Genomic DNA, 13751 nt, shown 5'->3' with positions numbered 1-13751 from the left:
GCGGCCTTGAATATCCCGTTTCCGACTATCCGTATGACCGATGTGAATGACGATGCGCCGTCGCAGCCGACGGCGTTCGAGCTCGTGGGCGGCGAAGCCCGCGTGCGCGAAATGGTGGACCGCTTTTACGACCTGATGGACCTCGAGCCCGAGTTCGCGCAGATTCGCGCGCTGCACCCGGCGTCGCTCGACGGTTCGCGCGACAAGCTGTTCTGGTTCCTGTGCGGCTGGATGGGTGGCCCCGACCACTACATCAGCCGGTTCGGCCACCCGCGGCTGCGCGCGCGGCACCTGCCGTTCCCGATCGCGTCGGTCGAGCGCGACCAGTGGCTGCGCTGCATGGCGTGGGCGATGGACGACATCGGACTGCCCGAGCCGCTGCGCGAGCGGCTCATGCACTCGTTCTACGACACGGCCGACTGGATGCGCAACCGGCCCGGTTGATCGACCGGTACGCCGCCGTTCGCGCGCGGGACGATCTGCGTCTGGGCGCGCGCGCCGCGCGGCGCGACACTGGCCCCTTTCCCCAATCGATACGAGGCTCGCCCGATGACGACACAAGCGCTGTTTCGCGAAGACGCGTACCTCACGCAATGCGACGCGGTCGTTCTGGCCGTCGGCGACGACGGCATCCGGCTCGACCGCACCGTGTTCTATCCGCTCGGCGGTGGTCAGGCCGGCGACACCGGCACGCTGACGCTGCCCGACGGCGGCACGATCGCGATTGCCGATACGCGCAAGGCGAAGTTCGACGGCGCGACGCCCGACGACGCCGTGCACGTGCCCGCATCGGGGCAGGAGGCGCGCGTCGCGGCGCTCGTGCCCGGCACCCGCGTGGTCGCGGAGATCGACTGGCTGCGCCGCTACCGCCACATGCGCCTGCATACGGCCGCGCACCTGATGTGCGCGGTGCTGCCGTACGCGGTGGACGGCTGCAGCGTGACGGCCGACTACGTGCGGCTCGATTTCGCGACATCCGACGCGATCGACCGCGACGACGTCGAGCGACGCCTCGCCGGCTTGGTGGTCGGTGCGCACCCGGTCACGACCGAATGGATCACCGACGACGAGATGACCGAGCGGCCGGAGCTCGTGCGCACGATGAGCGTGAAGCCGCCGATGGGCCTCGGCCGCGTGCGGCTGCTGCGCATCGAGCAGGTCGACCTGCAGCCGTGCGGCGGCACGCATGTGCGCAACACGTCTGAAATCGGCGCGCTGCGGGTCGCGAAACTGGAAAAGAAGAGCGCGCGCACCCGGCGCCTCGTACTGGAGTTTGCATGACGATTGACACCACCCAAGCGGGCGCGGCGGCGCTCGATCCGCAAGCGCGGGAGATTCTGGATTTCTGGTTCGGCGAGCCGGGCTCGGCCGAATTCGGGCAGGCCCGCAAGGTCTGGTTCAACGGCGGCGCGGCGTTCGACGACGTGCTGCGCACGCGCTACGGCGCCTTGCTCGACGCCGCGTGCGACGGCGCATGCGATCGCTGGGCAAGCTCGCCGTCGGGGGCGCTTGCGTTGATCGTCGTGCTCGACCAGTTCTCGCGCAACATCCATCGCGGCACGCCTCGCGCGTTTGCCGCCGATCCGAAGGCGCTCGCGCTCGCGCGCCGCATGGTCGCGGCCGGCTGGGACGCACAATTGCCGAGCGGACATCACCGCGCGTTTGCGTATCTGCCGTTCGAGCACGACGAGTCGGTCGACAGCCAGCGCGAGGCCGTGCGCCTGTGCGCGGGCATTCGCGACGAAGCAGGGTGCGAGAGCTATCACCGCTTTGCGTTGCTGCATGCGGCCGTCGTCGAACGCTTCGGCCGTTTTCCGCACCGGAACGTGATTCTGGGTCGTGCGTCGAGCGACGAGGAGACGGCGTTTCTTCGCGAGCCCGGTTCCTCGTTCTGACGATCCGGGCCGGCGGCGTGACGCGGGGGAGGGCGCGAACCCGCGGATTCGCGGGTACCGTGGAAACCGGCCGGAGGAAGGCGTGCACCGCGTTCAGGCAGCTGTGCTCAAGCTTCGCCAGGTATCCGGGCCGGCACGAGACGGCGCGTTGCGCCGTCGTGCTTCACTGCAGGTGCTGTTCGGGCGTGCGCACGTAGACGCGCAGCAGTTCCGCGGAGTCGCCCGGGCGGGCGCCGGACCAGAACGGTTTCCACTCGCTGCCGGGCGCCGGACCGATGGTCTGCTTGCCCTGGACGATCATCCACGTGCAGCGGGCAGCCTGCGCATCGTCGATCGGCGTGTGCTGGATCCCGGAGAAGTAGTACAGCATCGGCGCTTCCGACTCGCCGAGACCGACGCTTGCCATGCAGTCGCCGTCGTTCCATTCGAGCGCGAGATGCGCGTTCAGGTCGTCGAACACCGAGCGGTAGCTCTTCGCGACGTCAAGCCACGGCAGCAGCAGCGTATAGATGAGCCCCCACGCGACGAGCGCGCCGGCCCCCCACGACAGCGCGCCGCGCCACAGGCCGGTCGTGCGCAGCTTCGGCAGCAGCGTCAACCAGCCGACCGTCAGCACGAGCGCACCGATCACGAGCGGGGGTTCGATCGGCATCGTCCAGTCGAGCGGCAGCCAGCGGCCGAGCGGTGCGAGATAGGCGTGCGATGCAGCCGGATCGGCCATCACCGCCCAGATCGCCCAGGCGAGCACGACGACCGTGCCGAACAGGGCGCGGCTCAGGTAATCCCATGCGAGATGCAGCCGGCGCGGCAGGCGTTCGATCGCCTGCGCGGCGACCAGCGCGAGCGGCGCGAAGAACGGCAGGATGTAAAGCTGGCGCGACGTCGCGGACACTTGCAGCACCGCGAGCCCGACGCTGGCGAACAGCACCGGCAGCGCAATCGCCGGCGTGCGCCAGTCGCGCCACGCCCCGCGTGCGAGCGCGACGATCGCGAGCGGCGCGACCGGGAAGCCGACGCTCAGGAACGAGCGGACGATGAAGAGCGGCTTGTCGTTTTCCGCGCCGAGCTCGGGCACCGAGAAGCCGAAGAACCGGCCGACGTTGTTGTCCCAGAACCACGTCATGAACAGCGTCTCGGAGCGCAGGAACAGCGCGGTCGGCCAGACCAGCGCGAACGGCGCGAATACGAGCGCGGCAACGCCGAGCGCACGGGCGAACGAGCGGGTGCGGCAGGCCGGGTAGATCACGAGTGCGGCCGTGAGCGTGGCTCCGAATACGAGCGGCACGAACAGACCCTTCGCCATGAAGGCGATGCCGACGCCCGCGCCGAAGAGCGGCGCGGCCCAGCGGCCCGACGGCCGGACCGGCAGCCCGTGCCGCATCTGCTGCGCGCGCGCGACATGCTGCATCACGAGTTCGAGCAGCCCGCAGAAGCCGATTGCGGTACCGGCGAACAGCGCGGTGTCGGTCATCATGTCGTGCACGTGCTTGATGACGACGAGCGTGCCCGCGCTCAACACGGCGGGGCCGATCACGCGCAGGTCGAACCAGGAGTCCGCGCGGCTGGCGACGCGCGCCGCGCGCGCGATGAAGCCGAATGCGAGGGCGGCGAACAGTGCGCTCGCGAGTCGCGCCGCGTCGTGCAGCGGCATTACGCGCTGCAGCAGCCAGGCGAGGCTGGTCGCGACCCACGCGTAAATCGGCGGCTTTTCCATGAACGGCAGGCCGGCATTGGTCGGCACGACGAAGTCGCCGGTCTCGAGCATGTGCTGGATGATGCCGAACGTGTAGGTTTCGTCCTGCTTCCACGGATCGTGACCGAGCACGCCCGGCAGCGTATACGCGCAGATCAGGGCGGCGACGAGCAGCCACGCGCGCCAGCCGAGCAGGAGCGAACGCTCGTGCGTGGCGCTGGTTGCAGCGGTCGAGGCGGCGATCGGCGTGCCGGCGGCGTCGAGCGTTGCAGTGTGATCGGCGTCGGCGGGCGAGCGGGTGTGCGGGGCCGGAGCGGGCACGGACGTGCGTCGCCGGCTGGGCGCTGCGGTTCCAGGCATGGAAGGAATCTCGGGTCGAGTCGAGCCGGTCCGGCGACATGGGCTGGACCGATTAGGGCCACATCAAGGGGTAACGGACAGGTGTTGATGACACCTGTCTGAATGTCCGCTAGTAGACCACGGAATTGTTACGGTGGTTTACCGATCGTGTCACGGAATTGTGGAGATTTGTGGTGTCGTGACGACGGATCGTTTCGGGCGGCGGCTTTTGATGCCCCGCCGTGCGGAATTACCGGCCGCCGCCGACGTCGAGCAGGGCGCCCGTCGTGTAAGACGCCGCGTCGCCAAGCAGCCAGACGATCGCTTCGGCGATCTCCTGCGCTTCGCCCGCGCGGCCGAGCGGCGTGCTTGCGCCGAGGCGGGCCGCACGGCCCGGCTGGCCGCCGCTCGCGTGGATTTCGGTCTCGATCAGGCCGGGACGTACCGCGTTGACGCGCACGCCGTGCGGGCCGAGTTCCTTCGCCAGACCGATCGTCAGCGAGTCGACCGCGCCTTTCGACCCCGCATAGTCGACGTATTCGTTCGGCGAGCCGAGCCGGGAGGCGATCGACGATACGTTGACGATCGCGCCCCCGCGGCCGCCACGGTCGGTGGACAGCCGGCGCGCGGCTTCGCGTGCGCACAGGTACGCGCCGAGCACGTTGGTGTCGAACATCCGCCGCAGCCGGTCGGCCGGCATGTCGGCGAGCGGCATCGACGGCGCGACGATGCCCGCGTTGTTGACGAGCGCGTCGAAGCGTCCGAATGCGGACGTGACGGTGTCGAACATCGCGACGACGTCGGCTTCGTTCGCGACGTCGCCCGCGACGACGCATGCACGGCCGCCCGCGTCGCGGACGGACTGCGCGGTGAGCTCGGCCGCCGCGGCGTCGCGCGCGTAGTTGATGCCGACGTCCCAACCGCGCTCGGCTGCGAGCACGGCGGTCGCGCGGCCGATGCCACGGCTTGCGCCGGTGATGAGGACGGCCTTGCGCTCGGACGGTGCGGTCATCGTGTGCGGGTTCCGGTGACGGTTACTTGGCTGCGTCGGGTGCCCACTTGTCGCGGGCGGGCGGCTGGTAGCGACGCAGTCGCTCGATCAGCTCGACGGGTTCCGATTCGACGCACAGTGCGTCGAAGTAGGCCGGACGCATGAAACCCTCGTCGACCGTATGGCGCAGCAGCGCGATCAGCGGATCGTAGAACGAATCGATGTTGTAGAGCGCGACGGGCTTGCGGTGATAGCCGAGCTGCGCCCACGTGTAGACCTCGAAGAGCTCCTCGAGCGTGCCGGCGCCGCCGGGCATCGCGACGAACGCGTCGGAGAGGTCGGCCATCATTTTCTTGCGGTGGTGCATGTCGGGCACGACGTGCAGTTCGGACAGCCCCGTATGGCCGACTTCCTTGTCGACGAGCAGTTCGGGGATCACGCCGACCGCACGGCCGCCGGCCGCCATCACTTCGTCCGCGATCACGCCCATCAGGCCGACCCGGCCGCCGCCGTAGACGAGCGTGAGGCCCGCGTCGACGAGCGCGCGGCCGAAGGCACGCGCGGCGTCGGCATAGACGGGCCGCACGCCGGACGACGAGCCGCAGTAAACGCAGACTGCCTTCATTGCTTGGAATCCTTGGCGGGGGTGTGTCCGCCGGCGGCGCGAGGCGAACCGTCGCGCGGCGGCAGGTAGTCGGTGAACTGGCGCTTCGGCAGCTTGCCGGAGACCAGATCGTCGAACAGCTGGCGCGACCGGCCGCGCAGGTACGGCGCCATCACGGAGATCACGTGCATGCTGACCTGGTGCAGTTCCTCGCGGATCGCATCCTGGTCGTTGTACTTGCGCGGATGCATCACGTACTGATACGACAGCCAGTACGTCGAAATGACGGCCATGTTGGTGGCGATGACCTCGATCTCGGTGGGCGTCGCGACCATCTCGGCGTCGGACACGAGCAGCTCGCACATGTCGTGCGCGAAGCGCACCTTGTGGCTGATGATCTGCTTGAAATGTGTCTCGAGCGTGCGGTTGCGGGCGAGCAGGTCGTTGAGGTCGCGATACAGGAACCGGTAGGTCCACATGAAATCGGCCATGTACTGCAGGTACGACCAGGTTTCGTCGATGGTCGGACGATGATCTTCGGGAAAGCGCAGCCGCCGTTCGATCTGCTGCTCGAACTGCGCGAAGATGCTGTTGATGATGTCGTCCTTGTTGCGGAAATGGTAGTACAGGTTGCCTGGACTGATTTCCATTTCCTCGGCGATCGTCGTGGTCGTGACGTTCGGCTCGCCGATCTCGTTGAAGAGTTTCAACGACAACTCGAGAATCCGTTCGCGGGTGCGGCGGGGAGGTTTCGCTTCCATGTCGTCCGGCCCTGTGTGTGCCGGACTGGCGGGCGCTGCAATCGATGCTGCGTGATTCGTCCGGCGCGGGTTGCTGTTCTATGTCTAGCGGACGATTATAAACCGGGGTTTCGCCACATCGGGGCATTTCGTATTCATCGCCCCCGCGTGGCGCATGGTGCAGCGCCGCACGCGGGCGGTGCGCCGGGTGCCCGCAGGGCAGCCGTCTAGAAGCCGAGCCAGCGTGCGACGACCGGGCCGAGCACGAAGCCCCACGTCGTCACGCACGCGAACAGCGCGACCGTCACGGCGGCGCTGCCGAGGTCCTTCGCGCGCTTGGAGAGTTCGTGGCGCTCGAGCGAGATGCGGTCGATCGCGGCCTCGACGCTCGAGTTCAGCAGCTCGACGATCAGCACCAGCAGCACCGACGCGATCAGCAGCGCGCGCGAGGCGGCCGGCACCGGCGCGAATGCGCCGATCGGGAGCATCAGTGCGGCGAGCGTGAGTTCCTGGCGAAACGCGCTCTCCTCGCGGATCGCGACGCGAAAGCCGTTCAGCGAATGCTTGAGGGCGTACCAGGCGCGCGTGATGCCGCGGTGGCGCTTGTACGGGTTCGGCGGCAGCGGCGTCAGTTGATCGTCGGGGCCGAGCGGTTCGTGCGCGTGCACGTCCGCTTCGGCGTGCGGCTCGTCCTCGTCGAACGGGCGGTGCCGTTGCGGCGTGGCGTCGGGGGGCGGGGTCTTGTCGTTCAGGTCTCGTTTCAAACGGCGGCACCTTCGGCTGGCGAGTACGCGGTCTTCGGCAGCGGCTTCAGATGCGACGCGAACTGTTCGGATGCCGCGCGCCAGGAGAAGCGTTCGGCCCACGCGCGCGCAGTCGTGCGTTCGATCTTCAGCGCCTCGAGACAGGCTTCCTGCAGGTCCTCGTGCATCGCGCCGGCGTCGCTTTCGCCGAGCACGTCGATCGGCCCCGTCACGGGATAGGCGGCCACCGGCGTGCCGCAGGCGAGCGCCTCGAGCAGCACGAGGCCGAACGTGTCGGTGCGACTCGGGAACACGAACACGTCGGCCGCAGCATACACCTTCGCGAGCTCGGCCTGTGACAGCACGCCGAGATAGTTCGCTTCCGGATAGCGCGACTTAAGCTCCGCGAGCGCGGGGCCTTCGCCCGCGACCCACTTCGAGCCGGGCAGATCGAGGCGCAGGAATGCCTCGACGTTCTTTTCGATCGCGACGCGGCCCACGTACAGGAAGATCGGCCGCGCGGTATTGAGCACCTTCGACTCCATCGGCCGGAACACGTCGAGATCGACGCCGCGGGTCCACAGCACGACGTTCGTGAAGCCGAATTTCTCGAGGTCCTGCTTGACGACCGGCGTCGGCGCCATCACCGCGAGCGACGGGCCGTGGAACCAGTGCAGGAAGCGGTAGGTCGCGGCGAGCGGGATGCCGAAGCGCGCCTGCACGTATTCCGGAAAGCGCGTGTGGTACGCGGTCGTGTACGGCAGCTTGCGCGCACGCGCATAGCGTCGCGCGGCGAGGCCGAGCGGGCCTTCGGTCGCGATGTGCAGCGCGTCGGGTGCGAATGCATCGATCCGCGCGCGCAGCTTGCGGTACGGCAGGATCGACAGGCGGATCTCGGGGTAGGTCGGGCAGGGCACCGTGCGGAATTCCAGCGGCGTCAGCATTTCGACGCGGTGGCCGAGCGCGGTGAGTTCGCGCGACGTGCTCTTCAGCGTGCGCACGACGCCGTTGACCTGCGGTTCCCACGCGTCGGTGACGATCATGATCTTCATCGCGGCTTTGTCCTGTAAGTAGGGGTGTGTCAGGCAGTGGCCTTGGCCTTGCGCGACGTGGTCTCCGACGGTGCGGCGCGCATCACCGTCCAGTAGACGATCTTCAGTTCGCCTTCCATCGTTTCGACGAGCGCGGACAGGCTTTCGACCCAGTCGCCGTCGTTGCAGTACAGCACGCCGTCGATGTCGCGGATCTCCGCCTTGTGGATGTGGCCGCACACGACGCCGTCGCAGCCGCGGCGACGCGCCTCGTCGGTCATCACCGTCTCGAACTGCGAGATGAAGTTGACGGCGTTCTTGACCTGGTGCTTCAGGTACTGCGACAGCGACCAGTACTGGAAGCCGAGCCGGCTGCGGATCCGGTTGAACCAGCGGTTCAGCACGAGGATCAGCGTGTAGAGCGTGTCGCCGAGATACGCGAGCCATTTCGCGTGCTGGATCACGCCGTCGAACAGGTCGCCGTGCACGATCCACAAACGTTTGCCGGCGAGCGTCGTGTGGAATGCCTCGCCGCGCACCTGGATGTCGCCGAACGCGAGGTCGCAGAACTGCCGTGCCCCTTCGTCGTGGTTGCCGGGGATGTAGACGACCTGCGTCCCCTTGCGCGCCTTGCGCAGGATCTTCTGCACGACGTCGTTGTGCGCCTGCGGCCAGTACCAGCCCTTCTTCAGCTGCCAGCCGTCGATGATGTCACCGACGAGGTACAGGTACTCCGAATCGTTGTGGCGCAGGAAGTCGAGCAGGTACGGCGCCTGGCAGCCGCTCGAGCCGAGGTGGATGTCGGACAGCCAGATGGTGCGGTAGCGATGAGTGGACGAATCGGGGTCCTCATGCTGCGTGGCGTGCCCGGCAGGCGGGTCTTGCGACACCAGCCCGTCGGTTGCGGCAGAACCGGACAGAAAAGCGGTGGCGGCGCGGGCGCCGATGGGGTGACGGAACAGGGAGGTCGCGGACGTTTTCTGGCCCATGCATGACTCGCGCCGGTTGACATTACCGGCATTCCGCCATGCGGGCGTGACTGTGCCGTGACAGTCACGAGACGTTCTTATTACGACCGCTGTAGGGTGTTTAGCAGTGAATGACGGGACGTTGCGTAACCTGCCGTACGGAACGTCCGACCGTTGTCCGGCAAGGCTGTCGGGGCGGGTGGGCGCTGCCCTGGCGAGGTGTTTTCGTCTGGCGAATGCGGCGCGTCAGCGTGGTATCGCGACGACGCGCGTGCGTGCGATCCGGTCGTGCGGAAACTGGCGGCCGGCATGCAGCCGGGCGGCGCCGGCCCACGCGACGATCCACGCCGCGGTGAGCGCGAGCGTGACGGGCACCGACAGGCCGAGGAGCGGATGCAGCGCGAGCGGCGGCAGGAACCACAGCCAGCCGAGCGCATAGCGGACGAGCGCGTGGCCCGCGCGCAGCGGCCGGCCGCTCGACGATTCGAGCCGCAGCCGCCAGGTCTTCATCGGCAGCGTCTGGCCGCCGTGCGTCCAGAACCAGACGAAGTACGCGCCGACCACGAGCGCGATCCACGCGGCGAGCAGGTTGTGATGGACGAGGCCGTTGCGTTGCTGCGTCGCGAGGCTGAACGCGAGCCCGGCGAAGAACACCACGCCGAACAGCAGCACGCCTTCGTAGAGCAGCGCGGCGAGGCGTCGCCGCACGGTCGGCGCGGCGGCCGGGGTTTCGGGGGCGCGGGCGTTCGCCACGGGCGCTCAGGAGCCCTTGAACAGCGAGGGTGCGTCGGCGGGCGACACCGGCGCCACGGCAGCCGGTGCGGATGCGGTGCCGGCCGTCGACGACGCAGGCACCGGCGGCGCGACGGCGGCCGAGACGGGCGCCGGCGCAGTGGCTGCGCCGCTTGCAGCGTGTTCGTGCGAATTGACGAGGCGGCGGACGTCACGGTCGGCGACGGTCGGCGGTGCGCTGACGACGCTCGGCCGGCGGCGGCGCTCGGCGGCCGCGAGACGTTGCTTCTGCTCTTCGGGGAGTTGCTGGTACGCCTTCCACGCACGCTCGCGCGCTTGAGCGGAAAGCTCCTTCGCGCTCTGGTAGTTTTCGCGCGCGACGCGGCGCTGCTCGGGCGTCATCCGCGCCCATTCGGTCATCCGGTCCTGCAGGCGTTTTTGATCATCGGGCGTCAACTTCGCGAAACGCGATGCGATCTTGAGCCATTTGCGCTTGCGGGCGTCGCTGAAGCCGTCCCACTGGTCGGCGAACGGCGCGAGTGCCGCGTGCTGTGCCGGCGTGAGGCGCGCCCACGACAGCGGGCCGGTAGCGGCCGGCAACGGCAGGGGCAGCGGGGGGAGTTCGGTGGTCAGCCCGGTCGCAGCCGAGGCGGGCGCGACAGGGCTGCTGGCCGCGGCGGCGGGCGTCGCGGGGGCCGGGTGGAATCGTGGGTACGTGGCGACGTAGGAAACGGCGATCGCGATTACGCATCCGAAAAATACGGCCAGGCCGCGCTTCTGACTCACCCGTACGATCCCCTCGTTATTGTCTGTTAGTGAGCGCGCGACAGATACGCGTTGAACCCGTGATCGAGATACGCGTTGAGCGGCAGGTCGTCGCTGAGCATCGCCGCGTCGATATCGGCGAGTTCGGCGGTGCGCTGCATGTCTTCCCAGTAGGCGATGCCGACGAGCCCCGCGAGCAGCAGCGCCAGCGGCCACGCGCGCAGCAGGCGGCGCGCGAACGACGCCTGCGGGCGGCTCGCGGGCGCCGTGCCGTACGCACCGGCCGCGCCGGCGAAGGCCGGCACGAACACCGGCACGGTCGCGGGTTCGGGCTTCTTGCGCGCGAGCGCAGCCCGGCGGGCGACGGCCAGACGGTCGGTGGTCGCGGCAGGCAGGTCGGCCGCGCGCTCGTCCAGCGCGCGGCGCACCTTCAGCGCGAATTCGTGTTCTCGATTTGCGGGAGCGGAGCTCATAGCGTGATTCCTTTGGCCTTGAGCGCGTGCGCCAGCGTATGGGTGGCTCGTGAGCAGTGCGTTTTCACGCTGCCCTCGGAGCACCCCATTGCGGCGGCAGTCTCGGCGACATCCATATCTTCCCAATAACGCATCAGGAACGCTTCCCGTTGACGCGCCGGAAGTTTCTGGATTTCTTCGTCGATCAGGGCCAGAACCTGCTCTCGTTCGAGGCGGTGCTCGCTGCTCTCGACGCCCACGTTGTCGTTCGCGGATTCGAGTGTTTCGAGGGGGTCGAAGTCGTCGTCGTCGGTGTTGTTCAGCGACGAGAAGAGCGTGACCCACGTGTTGCGGACTTTCTGCCGGCGGAACCAGTCGTGGATCGCGTTTTGCAGGATCCGCTGAAAAAGCAGCGGCAATTCGGCCGCCGGCCGGTCGCCGTACTTCTCCGCAAGCTTGATCATCGCGTCCTGCACGATGTCGAGCGACGCATCGTCGTCACGCACGGCGTACGCAGCCTGCTTGAACGCGCGCCTTTCGACGCCCGCCAGAAAGTCGGCGAGTTCCTTGTCTGATGCCATTCCGTGAAGGTATGCGCTGCGGACCGCTGCGTGGTGTAAAAGGTCGAAAAATTTCGTAAAACCCGCGGATGCTATCAAATTTTCGCGCCGCTTGGCACCGGGTTGGGCGCCGCACGTTGCGCGCGAGCCGCGGCGACGGGTGCCGGGCGGTACCCATGATGCGCTGCGGGATATTTTGCTTGACGACCCAATCGCGACCCGCTATCGTCAATGATTCGCAACATGAAGTGATGGTCTCATTTGAGGCTGGCCCAAGAAGCCTGCCCTTCAAACTGGACGCGCCGCTTGAACCCGAGCCACAAGCCCGGCAGAGAGCACCCGATCAATTTTTTGCCGAAAATTCGAAAGGTCAAAATGAACATGCCCAGCGCGGAATTCTCCACGTCGGAACCCCTTTCCCCTCCCGATAGCGACTCCATCGGCGGTACCGTGCTCATGAAGGCACTGGCCGATGAAAACGTCGAATTCATCTGGGGCTACCCCGGCGGCTCGGTACTCTACATCTACGACGAGCTTTACAAGCAGGACAAGATTCAGCACGTGCTGGTGCGCCACGAACAGGCGGCCGTGCACGCAGCCGATGCGTATGCGCGCTCCACCGGCAATGTCGGCGTCTGTCTCGTGACGTCGGGCCCCGGTGTCACCAATGCGGTGACCGGCATCGCCACGGCGTACATGGATTCGATCCCGATGGTCGTGATCAGCGGCCAGGTGCCCACGGCCGCGATCGGCCAGGATGCCTTCCAGGAGTGCGACACCGTCGGCATCACGCGTCCGTGCGTGAAGCACAACTTCCTCGTGAAGGACGTGCGCGACCTCGCGGAAACCGTCAAGAAGGCGTTCTATATCGCCCGTACCGGCCGTCCGGGCCCGGTGCTGATCGACATCCCGAAAGACATCTCGAAGACGCCGTGCCAGTACGAGCCCGTCAAGAGCGTGTCGCTGCGTTCGTACAACCCCGTCACGAAGGGCCATTCGGGCCAGATCCGCAAGGCCGTGTCGCTGCTGCTGACGGCGAAGCGTCCGTACATCTACACGGGTGGTGGCATCATCCTCGCCGACGCGTCGCGTGAACTGAACCAGTTCGCGGACCTGCTCGGCTACCCGGTCACGAACACGCTGATGGGCCTCGGCGGCTATCGCGCGTCGGACAAGAAATTCCTCGGCATGCTCGGCATGCACGGCACCTACGAAGCGAACATGGCGATGCAGCACTGCGACGTGCTGATCGCGATCGGTGCCCGCTTCGACGACCGCGTGATCGGCGATCCGGCGCACTTCGCGTCGCGTCCGCGCAAGATCATCCACATCGACATCGACCCGTCGTCGATCTCGAAGCGTGTGAAGGTCGACATCCCGATCGTCGGCGACGTGAAGGAAGTGCTGAAGGAGCTGATCGAGCAGCTGCAGACGGCCGAGCATGGCCCCGACACCGAGGCGCTCGCGCAATGGTGGAAGGACATCGAGGGCTGGCGCTCGAAGGACTGCCTGAAATACGACCGCGAAAGCGAGATCATCAAGCCGCAGTACGTGGTGGAGAAGGCGTGGGAGCTGACGGACGGCAATGCGTTCGTGTGCTCGGACGTCGGCCAGCACCAGATGTGGGCGGCGCAGTTCTACCGTTTCAACAAGCCGCGTCGCTGGATCAACTCCGGCGGCCTCGGCACGATGGGCTTCGGCCTGCCGGCAGCGATGGGCGTCAAGATGGCGCACCCGGACGACGACGTGCTGTGCATCACGGGCGAAGGCTCGATCCAGATGTGCATCCAGGAGCTGTCGACCTGCCTGCAGTACGACACGCCCGTGAAGATCATTTCGCTGAACAACCGCTATCTCGGCATGGTCCGCCAGTGGCAGCAGATCGAATACAGCAAGCGCTATTCGCATTCGTACATGGATGCGCTGCCTGATTTCGTGAAGCTCGCCGAGGCATACGGCCACGTCGGCATGCGGATCGAAAAGACCTCGGATGTGGAGCCGGCGCTGAAGGAAGCGCTGCGCCTGAAGGACCGCACCGTGTTTCTCGACTTCCAGACCGATCCGACCGAAAACGTCTGGCCGATGGTACAGGCCGGCAAGGGCATCACCGAGATGCTGCTCGGATCGGAAGATCTGTAACGGCGCGACGCGCGCCCGGCCCCTGCGGCCCGCCTTCACGAAGGGCGGAGCGGCATGCGGCGGCGCGCGGCGCGGGTGAATCGACACGGACACATTCTG

Annotated in this window: 15 protein-coding genes; 4 read left to right on the top strand and 11 right to left on the bottom strand. The window is 67.3% G+C overall.

Annotated features, from left to right (window positions below; translation table 11 throughout):
* Window positions 1-33: 33 nt before the first annotated feature.
* The 3 genes from ACN8ZM_RS12350 to ACN8ZM_RS12340 all read left to right on the top strand — a co-directional run bounded on the left by ACN8ZM_RS12350 (window position 34) and on the right by ACN8ZM_RS12340 (window position 1895).
* Window positions 34-444, top strand: a complete 411-nt coding sequence (locus ACN8ZM_RS12350; RefSeq protein ID WP_174961653.1) for a group II truncated hemoglobin — start codon at window positions 34-36, stop codon at window positions 442-444.
* Window positions 445-549: 105 nt separating this feature from the next.
* On the top strand, window positions 550-1281 hold the full coding sequence (locus ACN8ZM_RS12345) for an alanyl-tRNA editing protein (RefSeq protein WP_420210053.1): 732 nt from the start codon (window positions 550-552) through the stop codon (window positions 1279-1281).
* A complete protein-coding gene (locus ACN8ZM_RS12340) occupies window positions 1278-1895 on the top strand; it encodes a DUF924 family protein (RefSeq protein ID WP_043188894.1) in 618 nt (205 codons plus the stop codon). Before ACN8ZM_RS12345 ends, ACN8ZM_RS12340 begins: the two co-directional genes overlap by 4 nt.
* 163 nt (window positions 1896-2058) lie before the next feature.
* Here ACN8ZM_RS12340 and ACN8ZM_RS12335 read toward each other — a convergent pair whose 3' ends face one another.
* From ACN8ZM_RS12335 to ACN8ZM_RS12285, 11 genes are all read right to left on the bottom strand, one after another.
* Complete coding sequence (locus ACN8ZM_RS12335; protein WP_420210052.1) at window positions 2059-3948, bottom strand: ArnT family glycosyltransferase; 1890 nt, start codon at window positions 3946-3948, stop codon at window positions 2059-2061.
* Between the two features lie 229 nt (window positions 3949-4177).
* The gene (locus tag ACN8ZM_RS12330; protein ID WP_043188889.1) at window positions 4178-4939 is read right to left on the bottom strand and encodes an SDR family oxidoreductase; all 762 of its coding nucleotides are present in this window, start codon (window positions 4937-4939) and stop codon (window positions 4178-4180) included.
* A 22-nt stretch (window positions 4940-4961) separates the two neighbouring features.
* Window positions 4962-5543 carry a TIGR00730 family Rossman fold protein gene (locus ACN8ZM_RS12325; protein ID WP_043188888.1) on the bottom strand — a complete coding sequence of 194 codons (582 nt, stop codon included), beginning with the start codon at window positions 5541-5543 and terminating at the stop codon, window positions 4962-4964.
* Window positions 5540-6283, bottom strand: coding sequence for a TetR/AcrR family transcriptional regulator (locus ACN8ZM_RS12320; protein WP_043188886.1), 744 nt, complete (start codon window positions 6281-6283; stop codon window positions 5540-5542). The genes ACN8ZM_RS12325 and ACN8ZM_RS12320 overlap by 4 nt, the downstream gene beginning before the upstream one ends.
* A 206-nt stretch (window positions 6284-6489) precedes the next feature.
* Window positions 6490-7026: a diacylglycerol kinase gene (locus ACN8ZM_RS12315; protein WP_043188884.1), complete on the bottom strand. Its 537-nt coding sequence runs from the start codon at window positions 7024-7026 to the stop codon at window positions 6490-6492.
* The gene (locus tag ACN8ZM_RS12310; protein WP_043188882.1) at window positions 7023-8057 is read right to left on the bottom strand and encodes a glycosyltransferase family 4 protein; all 1035 of its coding nucleotides are present in this window, start codon (window positions 8055-8057) and stop codon (window positions 7023-7025) included. The genes ACN8ZM_RS12315 and ACN8ZM_RS12310 overlap by 4 nt, the downstream gene beginning before the upstream one ends.
* A 29-nt stretch (window positions 8058-8086) precedes the next feature.
* Complete coding sequence (locus ACN8ZM_RS12305; RefSeq protein ID WP_043188880.1) at window positions 8087-9025, bottom strand: UDP-2,3-diacylglucosamine diphosphatase; 939 nt, start codon at window positions 9023-9025, stop codon at window positions 8087-8089.
* A gap of 225 nt (window positions 9026-9250) precedes the next feature.
* Window positions 9251-9757 (bottom strand): RDD family protein, encoded by a 507-nt coding sequence (locus ACN8ZM_RS12300; protein ID WP_205824695.1) that lies wholly within the window; start codon window positions 9755-9757, stop codon window positions 9251-9253.
* Between the two features lie 6 nt (window positions 9758-9763).
* Window positions 9764-10522, bottom strand: a complete 759-nt coding sequence (locus ACN8ZM_RS12295; protein WP_043188877.1) for a DUF3106 domain-containing protein — start codon at window positions 10520-10522, stop codon at window positions 9764-9766.
* Window positions 10523-10548: 26 nt separating this feature from the next.
* Window positions 10549-10974 carry a DUF3619 family protein gene (locus ACN8ZM_RS12290; RefSeq protein ID WP_043188876.1) on the bottom strand — a complete coding sequence of 142 codons (426 nt, stop codon included), beginning with the start codon at window positions 10972-10974 and terminating at the stop codon, window positions 10549-10551.
* Window positions 10971-11534: an RNA polymerase sigma factor gene (locus ACN8ZM_RS12285; RefSeq protein ID WP_043188875.1), complete on the bottom strand. Its 564-nt coding sequence runs from the start codon at window positions 11532-11534 to the stop codon at window positions 10971-10973. The genes ACN8ZM_RS12290 and ACN8ZM_RS12285 overlap by 4 nt, the downstream gene beginning before the upstream one ends.
* A 354-nt stretch (window positions 11535-11888) precedes the next feature.
* Between ACN8ZM_RS12285 and ACN8ZM_RS12280 the strand changes: the two genes are divergently transcribed.
* A complete protein-coding gene (locus ACN8ZM_RS12280) occupies window positions 11889-13652 on the top strand; it encodes an acetolactate synthase 3 catalytic subunit (protein WP_043188873.1) in 1764 nt (587 codons plus the stop codon).
* Window positions 13653-13751: the final 99 nt, after the last annotated feature.

The organism is Burkholderia aenigmatica (assembly GCF_048627025.1).
Taxonomy (GTDB): domain Bacteria; phylum Pseudomonadota; class Gammaproteobacteria; order Burkholderiales; family Burkholderiaceae; genus Burkholderia; species Burkholderia aenigmatica.
Note: the sequence above shows the minus strand (reverse complement) of the source record. Positions and strands in the feature narration are given on the sequence as shown.

What these genes read in the sequence shown, in the direction of transcription:
- ACN8ZM_RS12350 (WP_174961653.1), top strand. Translation starts at nt 34, where the DNA reads ATGACCGATGTGAATGACGATGCGCCGTCGCAGCCGACGGCGTTCGAG.
- ACN8ZM_RS12345 (WP_420210053.1), top strand. Translation starts at nt 550, where the DNA reads ATGACGACACAAGCGCTGTTTCGCGAAGACGCGTACCTCACGCAATGC.
- ACN8ZM_RS12340 (WP_043188894.1), top strand. Translation starts at nt 1,278, where the DNA reads ATGACGATTGACACCACCCAAGCGGGCGCGGCGGCGCTCGATCCGCAA.
- ACN8ZM_RS12335 (WP_420210052.1), bottom strand. Translation starts at nt 3,948, where the DNA reads ATGCCTGGAACCGCAGCGCCCAGCCGGCGACGCACGTCCGTGCCCGCT.
- ACN8ZM_RS12330 (WP_043188889.1), bottom strand. Translation starts at nt 4,939, where the DNA reads ATGACCGCACCGTCCGAGCGCAAGGCCGTCCTCATCACCGGCGCAAGC.
- ACN8ZM_RS12325 (WP_043188888.1), bottom strand. Translation starts at nt 5,543, where the DNA reads ATGAAGGCAGTCTGCGTTTACTGCGGCTCGTCGTCCGGCGTGCGGCCC.
- ACN8ZM_RS12320 (WP_043188886.1), bottom strand. Translation starts at nt 6,283, where the DNA reads ATGGAAGCGAAACCTCCCCGCCGCACCCGCGAACGGATTCTCGAGTTG.
- ACN8ZM_RS12310 (WP_043188882.1), bottom strand. Translation starts at nt 8,057, where the DNA reads ATGAAGATCATGATCGTCACCGACGCGTGGGAACCGCAGGTCAACGGC.
- ACN8ZM_RS12305 (WP_043188880.1), bottom strand. Translation starts at nt 9,025, where the DNA reads ATGGGCCAGAAAACGTCCGCGACCTCCCTGTTCCGTCACCCCATCGGC.
- ACN8ZM_RS12290 (WP_043188876.1), bottom strand. Translation starts at nt 10,974, where the DNA reads ATGAGCTCCGCTCCCGCAAATCGAGAACACGAATTCGCGCTGAAGGTG.
- ACN8ZM_RS12285 (WP_043188875.1), bottom strand. Translation starts at nt 11,534, where the DNA reads ATGGCATCAGACAAGGAACTCGCCGACTTTCTGGCGGGCGTCGAAAGG.
- ACN8ZM_RS12280 (WP_043188873.1), top strand. Translation starts at nt 11,889, where the DNA reads ATGAACATGCCCAGCGCGGAATTCTCCACGTCGGAACCCCTTTCCCCT.